The following is a 15,911-nucleotide window of genomic DNA, read 5'->3' as shown; positions in this document are numbered from 1 at the left end:
TTTCGTGGGTTTCGACGCCGGCATATTCCTGGATATCCTTCGGTCGCCTCTCCTGCTGAAGGCGGCCTGGGTGACGATCTGGGTTGCCGTCGTCGCTCAGACGATCGGAACGGTCCTCGGCTTTGTCCTGGCAGGCATGCTGGCGGCGCCCAAGTTGCTGCGCTGGCCGGCACTCTGCTTCATTTGGATGTTCAAGGGCACGCCGCTCCTGGCGCAGATCCTGTTCTTTTATTCTGCACTGCCGCAGATGGGCGTTCCCTTGAGTCTGGTCGCGACCGGCCTGCTGTCACTGGGCCTGAACGAAGGGGCACGCATGGCTGATATCGTGCGCGGCGGCCTGATGTCCGTCTCGCGCGATCAACGCGAGGCAGGCCTGGCGCTGGGACTTCATCACTGGCAGATCTTCCTCAAGGTGGTGTTCCCGCAGGCGATAAGGGCAATCATACCGCCGCTCGGAAACAATTTCAGCTACATGATCAAGGCCACGTCGCTGCTCGCTGCCATCTCCTTCGCCGAGCTCCTGCGCGTCTCCCAGCAACTCGCCCAATCGACCACCCGTTCGCTGGAAGTCTATCTGGCCGTTGCGCTCTGGTATCTGGTCATCCTGACGATCTGGATGCTGATCCAGCACCGGATAGAAAAGGCGGTCGCGCTGAAGACCTCCAGCCAGGTGTCAGCACCGCCGCCGATCGTCGAGCGCACCGTGGTGCGGGCGGACCTGGGACCAGATGCACCTTCTCGTCGCGACCCGGTGCTTGAGGCGCGCAACCTCACCCGCAGTTTCGGGCCGATCAAAGGGCTGGACGATGTCTCGCTTTCCGTCGGCAAGGGTGAAGTCGTGGTCATCCTCGGACCGTCGGGGTCGGGCAAGAGCACGTTGCTGCGCGCGCTGAACTGGATCGAGCCAGCGGACAGCGGCGACGTGCTGCTGAATGGCGAAAGTCTGCCATGGGCCGACGCGGCCCGTCGTATCGCCCGCCCGGAGCACATGCTGGACAAGCGTCGCCGTCGCCTCGGCATGGTGTTCCAGAGTTTTGCCCTGTTTCCGACGATGACCGCGCGGCAGAACGTTGCTTTAGGCCCTCGCAGGCTGCTCGGCATTCCGAAGACGGAGGCGCTTGCTGCAGCGGACGGGCTGCTCGACAAGGTCGGTCTTGGTGACAAGGTGCATTCTTATCCCGTGGAACTGTCCGGCGGGCAGCGCCAGCGCGTCGCCATTGCCCGGGCATTGTCCATGAAGCCGGATGCCCTGCTTTTCGACGAACCTACTTCCGCGCTGGACCCGGAATCGACCGGGAGCGTGCTGGGTGTGATGGCTGAGTTGGCCAGGCAGGGTTTGACGATGGTGATCGTCACCCATGAGATCGGCTTTGCCCGACGAATCGCCGACCGTATCGTCTACATGGAGCGTGGGCGACTTCTGATGGATCTGCCGCGCAAGCAGGCTTTCAACGACGAAGCGCCCGATTACTTTCGTGCCTTTCTGTCTCGCGAATAGTCAGGGATAAGCCATGTCGATTTGCTTGCTGGCAAGGAACGCTGTCTATCCGCTGCGCCTTGGACGTGCATATCTGCTTGAACAATGGCTGGATTGCAGGCCGAAACGCCGAATTATACATAGGAGAATGCATGGGTGAGGTAACCCCAATCAGGAAGAGGCGGCGCGTGGTGCAGCCGGCAAAACCGGCCTCGCTGACCGAGCAGGTCTATGATGCGTTGCGAACCCAGATTCTGACATGCGTCATCCGGCCGGGTCAGGAATTGAACGAGGCCGAAGTCGCGGAGCGCTTCGACATATCCAAGACGCCGGCCCGCGAGGCGTTGGCCGCCTTGCGGCAGGAAGGACTGGTCAGGTCTTTTCCGCGCCGTGGCTATCAGGTCACGCCGATCACCTTTGCCGATATGGACGAACTGTTCGACGTACGCACTATCCTGGAAGCGGGAGCGGCCGAACTCGCCTGTACGAAGCTGACGCCGGAGCAGATAGATCGCCTGAATTCCCTAGCCGATGCGACCTACAATCAGGGCGAGGAGCTCAGTCTGGCTACGTTCATAAGGTCCAACCGCGAATTCCATCTGGCGATTGCGGAAGCGACCGGTAATGGAAGGCTCGTCCAGCTGCTCACCCATCAGATCGATGCGCTGGAACGCTTCTTCTATCTCGGCGCCCAGTTGCGGGATGTGAACAACGAGACCAACGTCTCCCACCACCAGATCGTGGAAACCCTGGCCCGCCGCGACCAGGCAGCGGCGCGGGAAATCATGATCCGTCACAACGAGCAGACCCGCCAGGGCCTGTTCCAGGCGCTTGCAACGGGGCGAGGGTACGACCTGATCAACCTCTAGCGCTGGGAGATCCGCACCGAAATTTTGAAGGCGCGGGCCAAGGTCCCGCATGAACAGGAATGAAGATGGAAGTCGGGTCATTGTGGGAGGCGGTTACGCCAGCCGCGCCCAAATGCGCAAAGCTGACGGACGCGATCACCGCCGATGTCGTGGTCGTGGGTGCGGGATTCCTTGGCCTTTCATCCGCCCTGCACGCCGCCGAAGCGGGGCTCGACGTGGTGCTGCTCGAGAGTCATCAGCCCGGCTTCGGGGCATCCGGGCGCAATACCGGCTTCGTGGTTCCAAGCCTCAAGACATCGCTTGGGCCTGCCGAGGTCGTGGCGGCGCTCGGCGCCGATCATGCGGGACGCTTGCTGAAGCTCGTCGCCGAATCCGGCAAGGCGGTGTTTGACCTGATCGAGCGCCACGAGATCGACTGCGACGCTGTGCAGAACGGCTGGTTGCAGCCGGCACATTCGCGTGCGGCGGAAGGAGTGCTTCACGGTCGCATGCCGCGGCTGCTCTCGGCGGGCGTCGATGCCGAATGGCTCGAACGCGATGCCATGCTCAAGCGCACCGGCCTGCCGTCGCTGCATGGTGGAATACGAGTGGCTTCCGGCGGGCAGATAACGCCGCTTGCCTATGCGTACGGGCTCGCGCGCGCTGCCATATCGGCGGGCGTGCGACTGTTCGGCGACAGTTCCGTAAAGAGCATCGAACCCGATGGGCAGGGTTGGCGCGTGCGGACTGCGGGTGGCGAGGTTCGCGCCCGCCGCGTGCTCATGGCCACCAATGCGCTGATCGGCAACCTGTTGCCGGAGCTGCGTGCGTCGATCATTCCCGCCCGCGTTTTCCAGATCGCGACCCAGCCGTTGCCCCGGGCTCTTCGTGCGACCGTGTTGCCTGACATGGCCCCGATTGCCGATACGCGCCGTCATACCTTCGCATTGCGCTGGTCTCCTGACGGACGGCTGGTGACCGGGGGTATGGTGCCGCCGCTGCCTGGACGAATGGCGTTGGCCCGCAGGCTTTTTGCAAATCGTCTTCGCCGCATGGTTCCGGATCTCCCGGAAGTCAGAGTGGAATATTCATGGACCGGGATCATCGCCGGTACGCTGGATTTTCTGCCGCGGATGATGCGCATCAAGCCAGGCATCTACGCGGTGATCGGCTGCAACGGCCGCGGCGTCGCGCTGACGACGGCTCTCGGGCGAGAAATTGGCCCCTGGCTTGCCGGCCGGATGGCGGACGCGGACCTGACCTTGCCGCTGACCGCTCCGCGGCCGATTCCCTTCAGCCGCATATCCGGCCTTGGACCGCATCTCATCCTGCCGGTCTGGGAGGTCCGGGACGCTTTTGAAGCGCGGTTCCGATAGAGCCGCCACACATCTGGAAATCCAATTTTTCAATCAAGGAGTCATGACATGAGCGAAGAAAGGGTTGGCGGCAAGATCAAGTGGTCTCGCCAGGAAGAGGTCGCGCTGACCTGGGTGCATCCGGGCCAGGAGTTCAGCCACCGGCTGATCACCAAGAAGCTGCACGGCTCGTCGATTTCCTTCCACATCACAACTTACATGCCGCACTTCGACACCATGGTGGAGGGCGATGGCGTGCATGAGGTGATCCTCTATTGCCTGCATGGCTGGTCGAAGCAGATCGTTGAGGAGACCGGCGAGGAGCACATCTTCAAGCCTGGCGATGCGATGTACCTGCCCGTCAATTACCGCTACCGCCACATTATCGGCGAGGCCGGCCTCGTGATCGCCGTCTGCGCCAATCCTTCGAAAGAAGCGGGTGACATGTAATCTCCGTGCGGGCGGGGATAAGCCGCCGCCCGCTACTCCAGCCGTGAAGGTTCCCGACATGACAGGCATAGCACCCAGGCATTTTGCGCCGTCTTCTTTCATATGGGCCGAATTGACGCGTGCGGAGCTGGCGGCGAAGCGGGATGCCGGTGCTTTGGTCGTGGTGCCGACCGGTGCGATCGAGCAGCACGGCGACTTCCTTCCCGTGGAGACCGATACGCTCTTGGCGTCCGCCGTCGCCGAGATGGCAGCAAGTCGCGTGGCCGGCGCGGAGATCGTCGTGGCTCCCGCAGTAGCGGTCGGCTTCTCGCCGCATCATCTCAGCCATCCCGGTACGATAAGCCTCCGGCTGGAAACCTATCTTGCCGTTCTTGCCGATAGCGCGCGCTCAATCCTCGATTCCGGATTTCCACGCGTTGTCTTCGTCAACGGTCACGGGGGCAACTCGGCGCCGTTGCGCTCGCTCTGCGCCCAGATGGTGACCGACGGATATGCGGTTGGCATGGTCGATTATTTCGCACCGAGCGAGAAGGACTGGCTTCCCCTTCTGAAGGGCGCACTGCCGCGCACCGGCCATGCCTGCGAACAGGAGGCGGCGCTGACGATGGCATTGACCTCTCCGGAAGCGCGCGAACGGGTCCGATCGGCGATCGAAGGGCTTCCGGCGCGCCTGGTACAACCCTGGATCGCGCCGGGCCACGCGGACGATCCGATCACCGCGTTCGGGGCCGGTTGGCCACCGATCTTCCAGGCCGACGACTGCGGCTATTTCGGCGATCCGGCAAAGGCTACCATGGAAAATGGGGCCCTGATCCTCGAAGCGACGGTTAGGGGGCTGGCAGCATTTTTGGAAGCATTCGCCCGTACACCGTTGCGGCTGGGAATCGCTCGTGACGCCGCCTCGCCGAGACTTACGCGTGAGATCTCAAATGCAAAACAAGGAAGCTGACCTCGCCGAAGGCTATCCGCTATAGTAGAGCAGGACAGCGACTATAGAAATGCAAGCACTCTAAAAGTGGACATTGCCAATTAACCCGACTAGGCGCCGCCGGCGAACGTTCTCGCCGGTTCGTCCTGCGTTTCGCGGCTGTGCCGCGCGCTCGGCGCCTTTACAAACTATCTGACCGAACTGAAGCTCAACGCGGCCGCCTCAGCATCGGGACGAGCGTCGGCGACGAACCGACCTGGATCGCGCCGAGCGGTTCGAAGCCGTGGCGTCGGTAGAATGGAATGTTACGCGGGTTAGAGGACTCCAAATAGGCTGGCGCGTGGTCTTGATCGCACCGTGCGAGCGCGTACGCCATCAAGGCGTCGCCGTGACCTTCGCCTTGATGCGCCGGGTCGACGCCGATCAGGGGCAGGTACCAATGTGGGTCGGTCGGGTGGTACGCGGCCATCTGTTCGAATATGGCCGTGGTTTCGGGGGCAAGAGAGCGCGCAACCGTGCTCTCGAGCACCGCACCAAGCCCTTCCTCGTCGGAATGGACCCCGGGCGATAGCCACAGCGCCGTCCCGACGTAGCCGTCGGTGCAAAAGGCAGTTCCGTTAGAGAATGCGCTGCTCCCGAACGCCCGGATCATTCGCGGCATGGCCGCAAGGTACTGGTGTGCATGCGGCCAGGTCCATCGCGCCATAGGATCCGCTGCAAACGCCAGCATGACCGTTTCGACCGCCAGATCTTCCTCGGCCGCGGCCATAACTCTCACTGTTGGAGATTTCATACTGCCCTCCTGACGTAGGTGGTACGACGCAGCGACCGCGTCCGTTCTTAGCTACGCATCGTAACGCGGATGGCGTGGGAACGATACCGGTTGCTGCTAGCTAAGAACGCGTTGAACTGTTAGCCACATGCTGCGGAGCCCCGAAATGCCAACTGCGTGTACCGGTCTTGCGGGAGAACAAGGCTAAGGTTTTCATTCTGGTTCGAGCTTACGGCTATGGATTTCCGCCAGAGCAAGCCCAGCTTCGCCGGCGACCGAATAGATCAGGTAACGCCTTCCATCTTCTTCGTAGACCGCTGGATCACGAAGTTGCCTTACAGGTTCATCTGCAGGACCAATCACTGATGGTTCGATGGGAAGTCGTCCGCCTTCCCAATCCCGCTCTGGCCTAAGTAAGATCCTTGAGGGTCCTTCCCTCCATGTCAACCATTCACCTTCGAGCCGCACTTGAGCGTACAGCAGGCACTCAGGGGCATCGCCTCGATTGCTATAGACCACGTGAAGGACATTGTTTTCTATCCATACTGCGGAATGACGCATATGACGCGTAAACAGCATAGGCCCAGCACTAAATCCAGAAATGCCGTCAGATGACCGGTAAATCTGCCCTGGCATCGTAATCGCGTATACCCAAGGACCGTGAGTGAATAACCGGGCATACGGGTTCATCAGATTGTCAGGTTGGGCTGTGAAGTGGATGCCATCAGGCGATATCGCCAAGCGTGTAAACTGGTTCTTGATCTCGTCGCCGCCGTGAAAAAACATGCGGAATTGCTTCTTTTGATGATCGATGACGATCTCCGGGGACGCCAAATGGTGGGTGAAACCGGATTTCGAAAGCGGAAGTGTTCCGTCCTCGTAGATAATCCACGGGCCTGTCAGACGATCTGCATATGCAAGGCGGATATGATCTCCTCGATGATGGGCAAAATAGAGATAGTAACGTCCAAGGGGGCGCTCTACCCAAGAAGGGACCCTGATCAGGCTCGGTCCATTGATGTTAGTCCCGATCCGCGGCGACATGGCGGGCACGATGATGGGTCGGTCCAGAAGCCGCACCGCAACGAGTTCATTGTTCTCCACGTCTTGCCTCCCAGTCTCGCGGTCAGGTTACCGGCTCCCGGTTCGGAGTAAACAGCCTTAGTGAGTGAAACATCTTTCTCAAATCCGCAACGCTGAGAGCTACCTCACCGGCGACATAGCGGGACTCGAATCCGGATCTTTCTGTCTTCGCGAAAACACTCTTGGCATATTGCTGCCTTCTCGAAGCTATCTGGCGTTCGTAAGGTTGAGGTGTCGTAGACGACGGCAGACTCGGGAGGATGCCAAGAACGAACGGAACCTGTCGGTGAAGGAGATACCCAGAACTTAAAGAGCTGCGAGCGACACTTCGTTCGCAAAACGTATTTCTGCAGAAGACCGATGGTTATGCCGACAATCCAGAAGCCGCGCTGGAAGAAATCAGCCGAAAGCACCATCCAGATAAACAACTTGGCTGTCCTGTTGTTCAATCGTGCAGACGCATCATCTTGAGGAGGACGTGATGATTTCGAAAATGTTGAGGAGCTTTGCCCTGGCCAGCCTTGCCATAGGTTTAGCGACTGTTGCCCATGCTCAACAACCCTGGGAGGACGTTGTCAAGGCAGCGAAGAAGGAAGGAACTGTCACGCTGTACACGTCGCAGGTCGGCGTTCCTCAGCTTGACGAGATTTTGTCTGCATTCACGGACGAATACGGGATCAAGGCGCTGAAGCTCGAACTTCGAGGGAGCGAGTTATTTGAGAAACTGCGCCTCGAACTGGCGACCAACCGAGGTGTCGCGGACATGTCCTTCAGCGGAGGTTCCGTGTCGCTCGAGGCGATGGGCGTGCTCGATAAACACGGCGCTATACCCAATGCAACTCGGCTAGCGCCCGACTTTGCAGGAAGCGAGCTGAGGCTGCCGATCTTTTCGCAAAGCATGGGTATCGTGGTCAATGCTTCAATGCCGAAGGAGAAACGCCCGAAAAGCTGGGCGGATCTCGCGGATCCTGCTTGGAAGGGCAAGATCCTATCCGACGATTTTCGCTCCGTTGGAGGCGGCGGCCTATTTTTTGCGGTAACCTACGACAAACTCGGCGAGGATTATCAAAAGCGCCTTGCTGAAAACAAGCCCGCCTTCACTCGTGAAATTCGAGACAGCCCTCGTCGTGTCGCGCGCGGTGAGTACCCGATCTACATTCCCTTCATTCTGCCCGATACGCTGCTGAACAAGGGTTTGCCTCTTGAAGTCATTCTTCCGTCCGAGGGTCTTGTTTATGGCAACTTCGATGGAGCCGTTGTTAAGAACGCGCCACATCCCAATGCTGCCCGAGTGCTCTTGAATTTCTTCCTCTCTGACAAAGCCCAACTCATTTATGCAGGTTCCGCACGGCGCCCGACGGTTGCCGGTCTTGAGGATCGGTATCCTCCTAACGTCAAAGATTTTTTGCAAGCTCCGTTGCTCGGCACGCAGGAGGACGCAACGGTTCGAGCCGAAATGCTCAAGCGTGCGACAGTAATGTACAAGTGAGGCAATGCGAGTGATGTTGGATGGCAATCGCTTGTGGGATGATCTTCTCACGCACGCCGGCTTCGGGGACAAGGCGGCCGGCAGTGCTGGGGATCACGCCACAGCAAGCTGGGTCGCGGGCGAGCTTTCCAAGGCTGGATATCAGCTGGAGACGACACCCGTTCCTGTGCCGACATTTCGGTCGCGTCGATGTGAGCTGGTAGGCCAGGGTTCCTCGGTTGAGGTCTACCCTCAGCCCGTTGTTTTCCCAACGCCGGATCATGGCGTGGAGGGGCGATTGGCAATGGTTCATAGCCTTTATGACGCACAAAGAGCGGCAGGCCGCATTGCCGTCATTCTGCTGCCCTATGGTCGTCATGCCGCGATCTGGACGTCAGTCGTTGGGCCACTCTTGGAAGCGGTTACAAAAGCCGACGCTCTGGCTGCGATCATTTTGCCGTTCGGCCCGACCGGTGAGATTGTCGGCCTGAACTCTTATGCGGACCGGCCGTTCGTTCCGTTGCCTGTGGCCATTGGCCGTCCGCTTGATTTGCCTTGCTACGCGGCGATGGCTGCTGCCGGACAACCTGTAAGGCTCTACCTAACTGGAGACGTGGAAACAGGCGATAGTCCAACGTTGGTTGCGCGGATGGCTCGTGGCGATCGATGGATTGTGTTGTCCACTCCTCGATCTGGTTTCTTCACATGCTCGGTCGAACGCGGCGCTGGTACGGCAGGTTTTCTTGAGATCGCGCGGTGGCTGCCAAGAGCGTTTCCCGCGCACTCCTTGTTCTTGATGAACAGCGGAGCCCATGAGCTGAGGTTTGCAGGGACTCACGCGGTGTTAGACTTGGCGCCCGCACCCGATAAGACAGATGTTTGGGCACATTTTGGCGCGGGATTAGCGTCTCGCGCTCGAACAGAAATTCGTGGTGGTCGAATGCTTGACGTTGCGGATTTCAACCGCATTTGCATGGCGACGCCCGCTTTGCACGAAGCGGCAGGGGCAGCTTTTGCCGGTTTGCCAGGATTGGACGATCCGCAGCGCGTATTATCGGAAGCGGGCGAATTATCCACGATCGTACAGAAAGGTTACAAGAAGGCTTTCGCCTGCCTAGGGGTCAACTGGAGCTGCCATACCAGGCTCGATCTTCCGACGGAGGTTTCACGGAGCCTACTCGAGCCGGTGATCGAAGCGCACCGTCGCTTGATAGAGGTCTCTGTTCACGGCAAGTGATCGAGTACAACATCTTCTCGCTCGATGTTCCTTTTAAGCGCGATCCGTTCTCCCCTAGCATCCTGGTTGGCGGGATGCCCGAGCGCTCATCATTGAAGATTGCATGTGGGGTCCCGGTGCCGATCGCCGGGTTAAATAATTGTTATTGCTCAAGTAACCGGGGTCATTGCATGATGCCTATTCACAGCTTGGCTGCAGGCACATCGGCGGCCACCAGTGCACGCAGCCGGGTGCGTTCGGTTTCGCGGATGTGGTCTTCGACGGCTTGAGCATCGTGGTCATTGTAAGCAATGCCTCGCGTGGGGTCAGGATAAAAACGTGGCAGGGGGTGAATTTAACCCGCGCACGCTTCCTGCCAATCGCACCTGAAACTCAGTTTAGGGTGCGATTGGTTGGTTGCTTGGGTGACAACGCGGTGACCTACTGAGCCGCGAGTGCTTCGCCTAAAGGCGGGCCTTCGGGCAGGGGTGGGGCCAGTTTGCTGCGCCCTTCGAGGTCGTCCAACAGCGCGATCCATAGGGAGATGCACAACCCGACCATAACGACGAGGAAGGGTGCTGCCGCAATGATCGACGCGGTCTGCAGGCCTTGCAAACCTCCCATCACCAGCAACACGCAGGCCGACGCGCCGGCAAGGACGCCCCAGAGGACGACGACGCCACGTGCAGGCTCAAGTGCGCCGTGAGACGACAGCATGCCCATCACAATCGAGGCGGCATCTGCTCCCGAGATGAAGAAGATCGCAACAAGGAATATCGCGAGGAACGAAGTGACCGCAGTTCCCGGATATTGTTCGAGTAGCGCAAACAGTGAGATGGCGGCACCCTGATTGTTGACCGCCTCGACAAGTCCACCAGCCCCCATCAGTTCCGAATGCAGCGCCGTACCACCCATGATGGTGAACCAAAGGAAGGTTACGCCGCTCGGAATGAGCAGAACGCCAATGACAAATTCGCGGATGGTGCGCCCTTTTGAGATGCGCGCGATAAAGACGCCGACGAAAGGCGCCCAGGACACCCACCAGGCCCAGTAGAAGATCGTCCAACTCCCCAGCCACTTGCCGTCGCTGAAGGCGGCGGTGCGGAACGACATTGTGACGAGATCGGCCAGGTAGTCGCCGAGCGCTTCGGTGAAGGTGTTGAGGATGAAGATGGTCGGTCCAACGATGGCCAGGAACACCAGCAACGCGGCGGCTACCACCATATTCATGTTGCTCAGGAATTGTACGCCCCTGCCCACCCCGGACACTGCCGACAGGATAAACAGCATCGACAGCACCGCGATGATCGCAAGGGCAATGCCGGTCCCTTCACCAGTCCCCCAGAGGAAATTCAGACCGCTGTTGATCTGCTGTGCACCAAGTCCAAGCGACGTCGCCGTGCCGAACAGTGTGGCGATGACGGCGAGAATATCAATCGTTTTACCGATCGGTCCATTCACCGCCTTGCCCAGCAGGGGGGTGAACGCGCTTGAAATCAGGATGGGCAAGCCCTTGCGATAGGTAAAGTAGGCGATTGCCAGACCGACAATCGCATAGATGGCCCAAGGGTGCAGGGCCCAGTGAAAATAGGAATATTTCATCGCAAGCAGAGCGGCTTCCTTGGATTGCGCGACCGCCAGCCCGTGAGGCGGGGCGCCAAAATGGAAAACCGGCTCGGCTACGCCCCAGAACATCAGGCCGATGCCCATGCCGACACTGAACATCATGCATACCCATGAAACCGTCCGGAATTCCGGAAGCTCGTCATCAGCCCCAAGCCTGATCTTGCCAAAACGGCTGATCGCCAGGAAGCCGGCAAAGACCAGGAACAACGCGGTCGAGACAACAAAGCCCCATCCGAAACCGTTGATGATCGCCGAAAGCGTGGCCTGGGTGACCGAGGCGAGGCTATCCGGGGCCAATGCTCCCCATGAGATGAACCCGGCTGTTATCGCTAGGGCCGGCCAGAATACCGCCGGATCTACGCTTCGCAGTCTGTCTGTAGTCGACATGCTTTATCCCTCCAGATTTATGTAGTGACGTTCCCTTGAATTTCCGGATACCGCGACGGGGCCGACTTCTTGAGAGAGGCCAGGTCGTGGGCTGATAATGCTGTTGAGGTAGCGACGCCGGACGCGCCTTTGTGTTTGTGCGGATCTACGGCCGCTTTCCTTCAGTGATTAACAGATCACTCGTTTGCACTCGGGTCAGTTGCGACCATGAGCTTGTCCAAAACCGAATTCCTGTAGGCAAATTTCGTGGCTATTTGCGAAAGAAGGCGGCATTCGAAACAACGCGGCTAATGATGGACAAGACCGACCGGAAGACTGCGGTCGGCAAATAGCACGATTTTCGGACCGAAACGCAGACGTCCGATATCCGCCAACACGTCCGGAGCCTCGGCAATAAAACATGACGTTTAGCGGGCCAGCGGCTCGATCCCATCAAGAGCAAGAGCAAAGGAATAAGACCGGAGGTTCATATGCCTCGCCCAGAAGGAATACCCGACAGGATCGTCGTCATTCGTCGCCCGGTACGCCGTATGATGGAGCGGCCAGCGGGTTAAGGGCCCGCGTCACGTAATCCCCGGCCTGCGGCTTGTAGACGTCCCACGCCCGCGCCACTGCTGCGATCGGGCAGCCATCGTCCAGCCAATCGATCCGGAGTTCGGCATAGGGCCAGGTTTCCTTGTCGACAATCAGCAGGCCCGCCGACCGGACCGGGCCGGTTTCGCCGCCCGCATCGACAGCCGCTCTGAGCGCGGTGATGAGGCGGTCACCCAAAGTACCCGAAGTGGCCTCGAACGCGTCGATCATCACCTTCGGCACGCCGTCATTGGCCAGAAGGTTGCCGGCGGCAACACATTGGTGACCGACTGCGGAGGTCCAGGTTCCGAGAACGTTGCGGCCTGAATGAATAGCGGTCCCGCCGTGCGCATCCACCGCCAGCAACTGGCGATAGTCTGGAAAATCATCGCTCTGTTGCGCCGAGGTCACGGCGTCCGCCGCGCTTGCACCCTTTGCAAGTTCGTCCAGCATCCTTGGTCCGAGTGCGGGATTGGTGACGTTCTGGGTCGCAACCGCGCCGATGCCGGCACGAGCCCAGGCGCAGCGAGAGGCGACCGCAGGCGACGAAGACGAAATCGCCACACCGAACTGGCCGGTCTGCTCACAGCGAGCGACGATGGAGAAGGTCATGGGAACTCCTGTGTCAGGACGGCGGGATAACGTTTCCGGTCTGCAGCGTGCGTCGGCCGGTAGATGCCTGCTGAACGCTTTGAAAAACTATCAGTCCGGAATGACGGCCGTCGCGTCGATCTCCACAAGCCATTCCGGCCGTGCCAGCGCCACGACGACGAGTCCGGTGCAGACCGGGAAGACGCCTTTGATATATTCGCCCATGGTCCGGTAGACGGCCTCGCGGTGGCGAACGTCGGTCAGATAGACAACTAGCTTTGTCACATGTTCCATTTGGCCGCCGGCTTCCTGCACCAGTTGGCGAATGTTCTGCATCACCTTGTGCGTCTGCCCGACCGGATCATGGCTGTCGATATTCCTGGCGGTGTCGAGGTCCTGCGGGCACTGGCCACGCAGAAAGATCATCGTGCCGCGAGCAACAACCGCCTGGCAGAGGTCGTTGTCGAGCTTCTGCTCGGGATAGGTTTCCTTGGTGTTGAACTTGCGAATGCGCGTATGTGCCATTCTCTTCTCCATCGGATGGTTCATGCAGGATGCCGGCAGGTCTCTGCCGGTCCATCAGGATTTCGGCGCGTAGGCGAGGTAATTGTCCTGGATGAGGATGTGGTCGGCCACGTATTTGGCGTCGTGCCAGACACCCCAGATGAAGCTGGAGCCGCGCCCGGAGAGCCACGGGAGGCCGAGGAAATAGATGCCTTTTTCTGCCGAGACGCCGCGCTGGTGTTTGGGGCGGCCGGCCGCGTCGAAGGCATCGACCTTCAGCCAGCTATAGTCCGAGACAAAGCCCGTTGCCCAGATGATGGTGGTGACACCGGCGTCGCACAGGTTCAACTCGCGCAGCGGGTTGGTGACACAGTCGACTTCAGGCCCGAGGATACGCGCATCCGGCTCCTGCGGAAGATCGAGACCGTTGCGGGCGACAAAAGCGTCTGCCTCGTCGAGCAGCGACAGGTAATTCTGGTCGCCGCGATCGAGGTTGCGTGCAAGATCGTCGGCAAAGGAAACCGATCCCTCACGGTATGCGGCGGTCATGCCGGCAAGCACCATGCCCTGCGATGCCAGGCGGCGGAAGTCGATTGTCTTGCCGCCGTGCGCACCGCTGACGGCGATGGTCACATGCTCCGAGCCGGGAGCCTGCGCCTGTGCGTCCCATTTATCGAGAACACCGAGCCACCAGACGAAATCGCGGCCGCGATAGGCGCGGGGAGGGCGGTCATGCGGGCCGATGGATAGGTAGACCTTGCGGCCGGAAAGCATCAGCTCCTCGGCAATCTGGACGCCAGACGAACCCGCACCGACGACCAGCACGGTTCCGTCTGCAAGCTGGGAGGGATTACGGTACTCGCTCGAATGCATCTGCGTAACGCCGGTATCCGCGGGCACGATCGGCGGAATGCTCGGGCTCTGGAATGGCCCGGTGGCGACGACGACGTTGAGGGCTTCGATCGCGCCGTCGGATGTTTCGACGCTGAAGCCGGGGCGGTCTTCAAGCCGTTCGACCTTGGTGACTTCGACACCGCAGCGGATCGGTGCCTTGTGCATGTCGGCATAGGCTTCGAAATAATCGGCGATGCCATCCTTGGGCACGAACGCATCCGGGTGGCCGGGAAAATCCATTCCGGGAAAGCGGTCGTGCCAGGCGGGACCGTTGGCAACGAGCGAATCCCAGCGCATCGAACGCCAGCGTTCGGCAATGCGGCCGCGCTCCAGCACGATGTAGTCGACGCTGTTGCGGCTCAAGTGTTCGCTCATGGCCACACCTGCCTGGCCGGCGCCGACAATCAACGTGTGGATCTTCTCGACTGACATGCACTCGCCCTTTTCTGTTTCGCCAAGACCCGCCGAACGGCGTCAGCTATGGTTCCGCTCTATCGAACGGTTGGCATTCGGAAAATTACGATTTGTTGCAGCACTGGTTAGGATTGGCGAAAGCAGGGCAATGCGGCGCGGCGAAGCGCTGTTGCCAAGTCAGGCTGCAGGAGAACATTTACATTTAGGAAAAGCGCAAATAATAAGCTGGCCTCCATCCCTTCGCATTGGCATGGGCTTACCCGTCGGCCTTCGGGCGTGACATTTGGCATCGGGGCCTGAAATGCGTTTCACACTGCGTCAGCTCGAATATTTCATTGCCACCGCCGAGGCCGGTTCCATCACGCTTGCATCGGATCGCATCCGTGTTTCGCAACCCTCCATCTCCACCGCGATCTCGCAGCTCGAAATCGAGCTTAACACCCAGCTTTTCCTGCGGCGCCACGCACAGGGTCTGTCACTGACACCGGCCGGCCAGAAACTGCTGCTCCAAGCCAAGGCAGTGATCGAGCAGGCCCAGAACCTCTATACGGCGGCGTCCGAAGCGACAGACCAGATTCGCGGAACTCTGTCGCTCGGCTGCCTTTTGACCTTTGCGCCCATGTTGCTGCCGGAAGTCAGCCAGAGCTTCAAGGCTGCCTATCCCGGCGTAACGGTCCGGCCGACTGTCGCGGATCATCGTACGCTGCTGACGCGGCTGGAGCGTGCTGAACTGGATATTGCACTTTCTTACGATCTGTCGGTTCCCGAAGGCTTCGAGTTTACCCCGCTTGCTGAACTGCCGCCTTATGTTCAGGTCGCCGAGACCGATCCACTGGCGGAGCGCTCGGCGATCTCGCTTGCCGAATTGGAAGCACACGAGTTCATCTTGCTCGATCTGCCGCTATCCCGGGATTATTTCTTGGGGCTTTTTGCGGCTGCCGGTGCCAACCCGAATATTGTTGCTCAGATCCAGCATCAGGAAGTCATCCGCACGATGGTCGCCAGCCGGTATGGTTATACGCTTGCCAACGTCCGGCCCAAGAACAAGGCGGCGCTGGATGGCCGGGGGCTTGTTGGCCTCCGTCTGTCGGGTGATCACAAGCCGATGCGCATTGGCCTGATCCGCGTAGGCCAGCAAGTCTCCACCCGGCTGGTGCGGACTTTCGAGGAGCACTGCAGCCAGCTGATTTCCGACAGTTACGTGCCCGGCATGGAAGCTCCGATTCTCAACCTGCGTCGGACGGGGCAGAGCTAGGCTCGCTTTTTTCAAAGCACCAGTTCCGAATATCCTATTTTTCTTTTTGATCGTCGGCTGACAGGGTGCG

At 59.8% G+C, this 15,911-nt stretch carries 14 protein-coding genes; 8 read left to right on the top strand and 6 right to left on the bottom strand.

From position 1 onward, the window contains the following. The first annotated feature begins 4 nt into the window (after positions 1-4). The 5 genes from C5J26_RS26685 (at position 5) to C5J26_RS26665 (ending at position 5,079) form a co-directional block, all read left to right on the top strand. Positions 5-1,498, top strand: coding sequence for an amino acid ABC transporter permease/ATP-binding protein (locus tag C5J26_RS26685; RefSeq protein WP_105404515.1), 1,494 nt, complete (start codon positions 5-7; stop codon positions 1,496-1,498). A 131-nt stretch (positions 1,499-1,629) separates the two neighbouring features. Further along, positions 1,630-2,346: a GntR family transcriptional regulator gene (locus tag C5J26_RS26680; protein WP_105404514.1), complete on the top strand. Its 717-nt coding sequence runs from the start codon at positions 1,630-1,632 to the stop codon at positions 2,344-2,346. 65 nt (positions 2,347-2,411) lie between these two features. Continuing rightward, positions 2,412-3,701, top strand: coding sequence for an FAD-binding oxidoreductase (locus C5J26_RS26675; RefSeq protein WP_172746100.1), 1,290 nt, complete (start codon positions 2,412-2,414; stop codon positions 3,699-3,701). Positions 3,702-3,749: 48 nt separating this feature from the next. Beyond that, positions 3,750-4,130 carry a hypothetical protein gene (locus C5J26_RS26670; RefSeq protein WP_105404512.1) on the top strand — a complete coding sequence of 127 codons (381 nt, stop codon included), beginning with the start codon at positions 3,750-3,752 and terminating at the stop codon, positions 4,128-4,130. A gap of 112 nt (positions 4,131-4,242) precedes the next feature. Further along, positions 4,243-5,079, top strand: a complete 837-nt coding sequence (locus tag C5J26_RS26665; RefSeq protein WP_245441284.1) for a creatininase family protein — start codon at positions 4,243-4,245, stop codon at positions 5,077-5,079. 187 nt (positions 5,080-5,266) lie between these two features. Here the strand turns inward: C5J26_RS26665 and C5J26_RS26660 are convergent, their stop codons facing one another. Continuing rightward, complete coding sequence (locus tag C5J26_RS26660; protein WP_105404510.1) at positions 5,267-5,851, bottom strand: N-acetyltransferase; 585 nt, start codon at positions 5,849-5,851, stop codon at positions 5,267-5,269. A 192-nt stretch (positions 5,852-6,043) separates the two neighbouring features. After that, positions 6,044-6,934 carry a hypothetical protein gene (locus C5J26_RS32895; protein WP_172746099.1) on the bottom strand — a complete coding sequence of 297 codons (891 nt, stop codon included), beginning with the start codon at positions 6,932-6,934 and terminating at the stop codon, positions 6,044-6,046. 460 nt (positions 6,935-7,394) lie between these two features. Between C5J26_RS32895 and C5J26_RS26650 the strand changes: the two genes are divergently transcribed. Together C5J26_RS26650 and C5J26_RS26645 are read left to right on the top strand one after the other, a co-directional pair. Next, a complete protein-coding gene (locus tag C5J26_RS26650; protein WP_105404508.1) occupies positions 7,395-8,402 on the top strand; it encodes an ABC transporter substrate-binding protein in 1,008 nt (335 codons plus the stop codon). 13 nt (positions 8,403-8,415) lie between these two features. Beyond that, positions 8,416-9,618, top strand: a complete 1,203-nt coding sequence (locus tag C5J26_RS26645) for a hypothetical protein (RefSeq protein WP_105404507.1) — start codon at positions 8,416-8,418, stop codon at positions 9,616-9,618. Positions 9,619-10,038: 420 nt separating this feature from the next. Here C5J26_RS26645 and C5J26_RS26640 read toward each other — a convergent pair whose 3' ends face one another. The 4 genes from C5J26_RS26640 to C5J26_RS26620 form a co-directional block, all read right to left on the bottom strand. Beyond that, positions 10,039-11,610: a BCCT family transporter gene (locus C5J26_RS26640; protein ID WP_105404506.1), complete on the bottom strand. Its 1,572-nt coding sequence runs from the start codon at positions 11,608-11,610 to the stop codon at positions 10,039-10,041. Positions 11,611-12,117: 507 nt separating this feature from the next. Next, the gene (locus C5J26_RS26630) at positions 12,118-12,795 is read right to left on the bottom strand and encodes a DUF1028 domain-containing protein (RefSeq protein WP_105404505.1); all 678 of its coding nucleotides are present in this window, start codon (positions 12,793-12,795) and stop codon (positions 12,118-12,120) included. A gap of 90 nt (positions 12,796-12,885) precedes the next feature. Next, the gene (locus tag C5J26_RS26625) at positions 12,886-13,299 is read right to left on the bottom strand and encodes a RidA family protein (RefSeq protein WP_105404504.1); all 414 of its coding nucleotides are present in this window, start codon (positions 13,297-13,299) and stop codon (positions 12,886-12,888) included. A gap of 54 nt (positions 13,300-13,353) precedes the next feature. Continuing rightward, on the bottom strand, positions 13,354-14,604 hold the full coding sequence (locus tag C5J26_RS26620; RefSeq protein ID WP_105404503.1) for an NAD(P)/FAD-dependent oxidoreductase: 1,251 nt from the start codon (positions 14,602-14,604) through the stop codon (positions 13,354-13,356). A gap of 283 nt (positions 14,605-14,887) precedes the next feature. On the opposite strand from C5J26_RS26620, the gene C5J26_RS26615 reads away from it, so the two are divergent. Beyond that, entirely contained in the window at positions 14,888-15,841 is a 954-nt protein-coding gene (locus C5J26_RS26615) for a LysR family transcriptional regulator (protein ID WP_046669338.1), read from the top strand. The last annotated feature ends 70 nt before the right edge of the window (positions 15,842-15,911 follow it).

The sequence above is a fragment of the Neorhizobium sp. T7_12 genome, assembly GCF_002968535.1.
GTDB lineage: Bacteria > Pseudomonadota > Alphaproteobacteria > Rhizobiales > Rhizobiaceae > Neorhizobium > Neorhizobium tomejilense.
The sequence above is the reverse complement of the archived record's forward strand: the minus strand, read 5'-3'. Positions and strand labels throughout refer to the sequence as shown.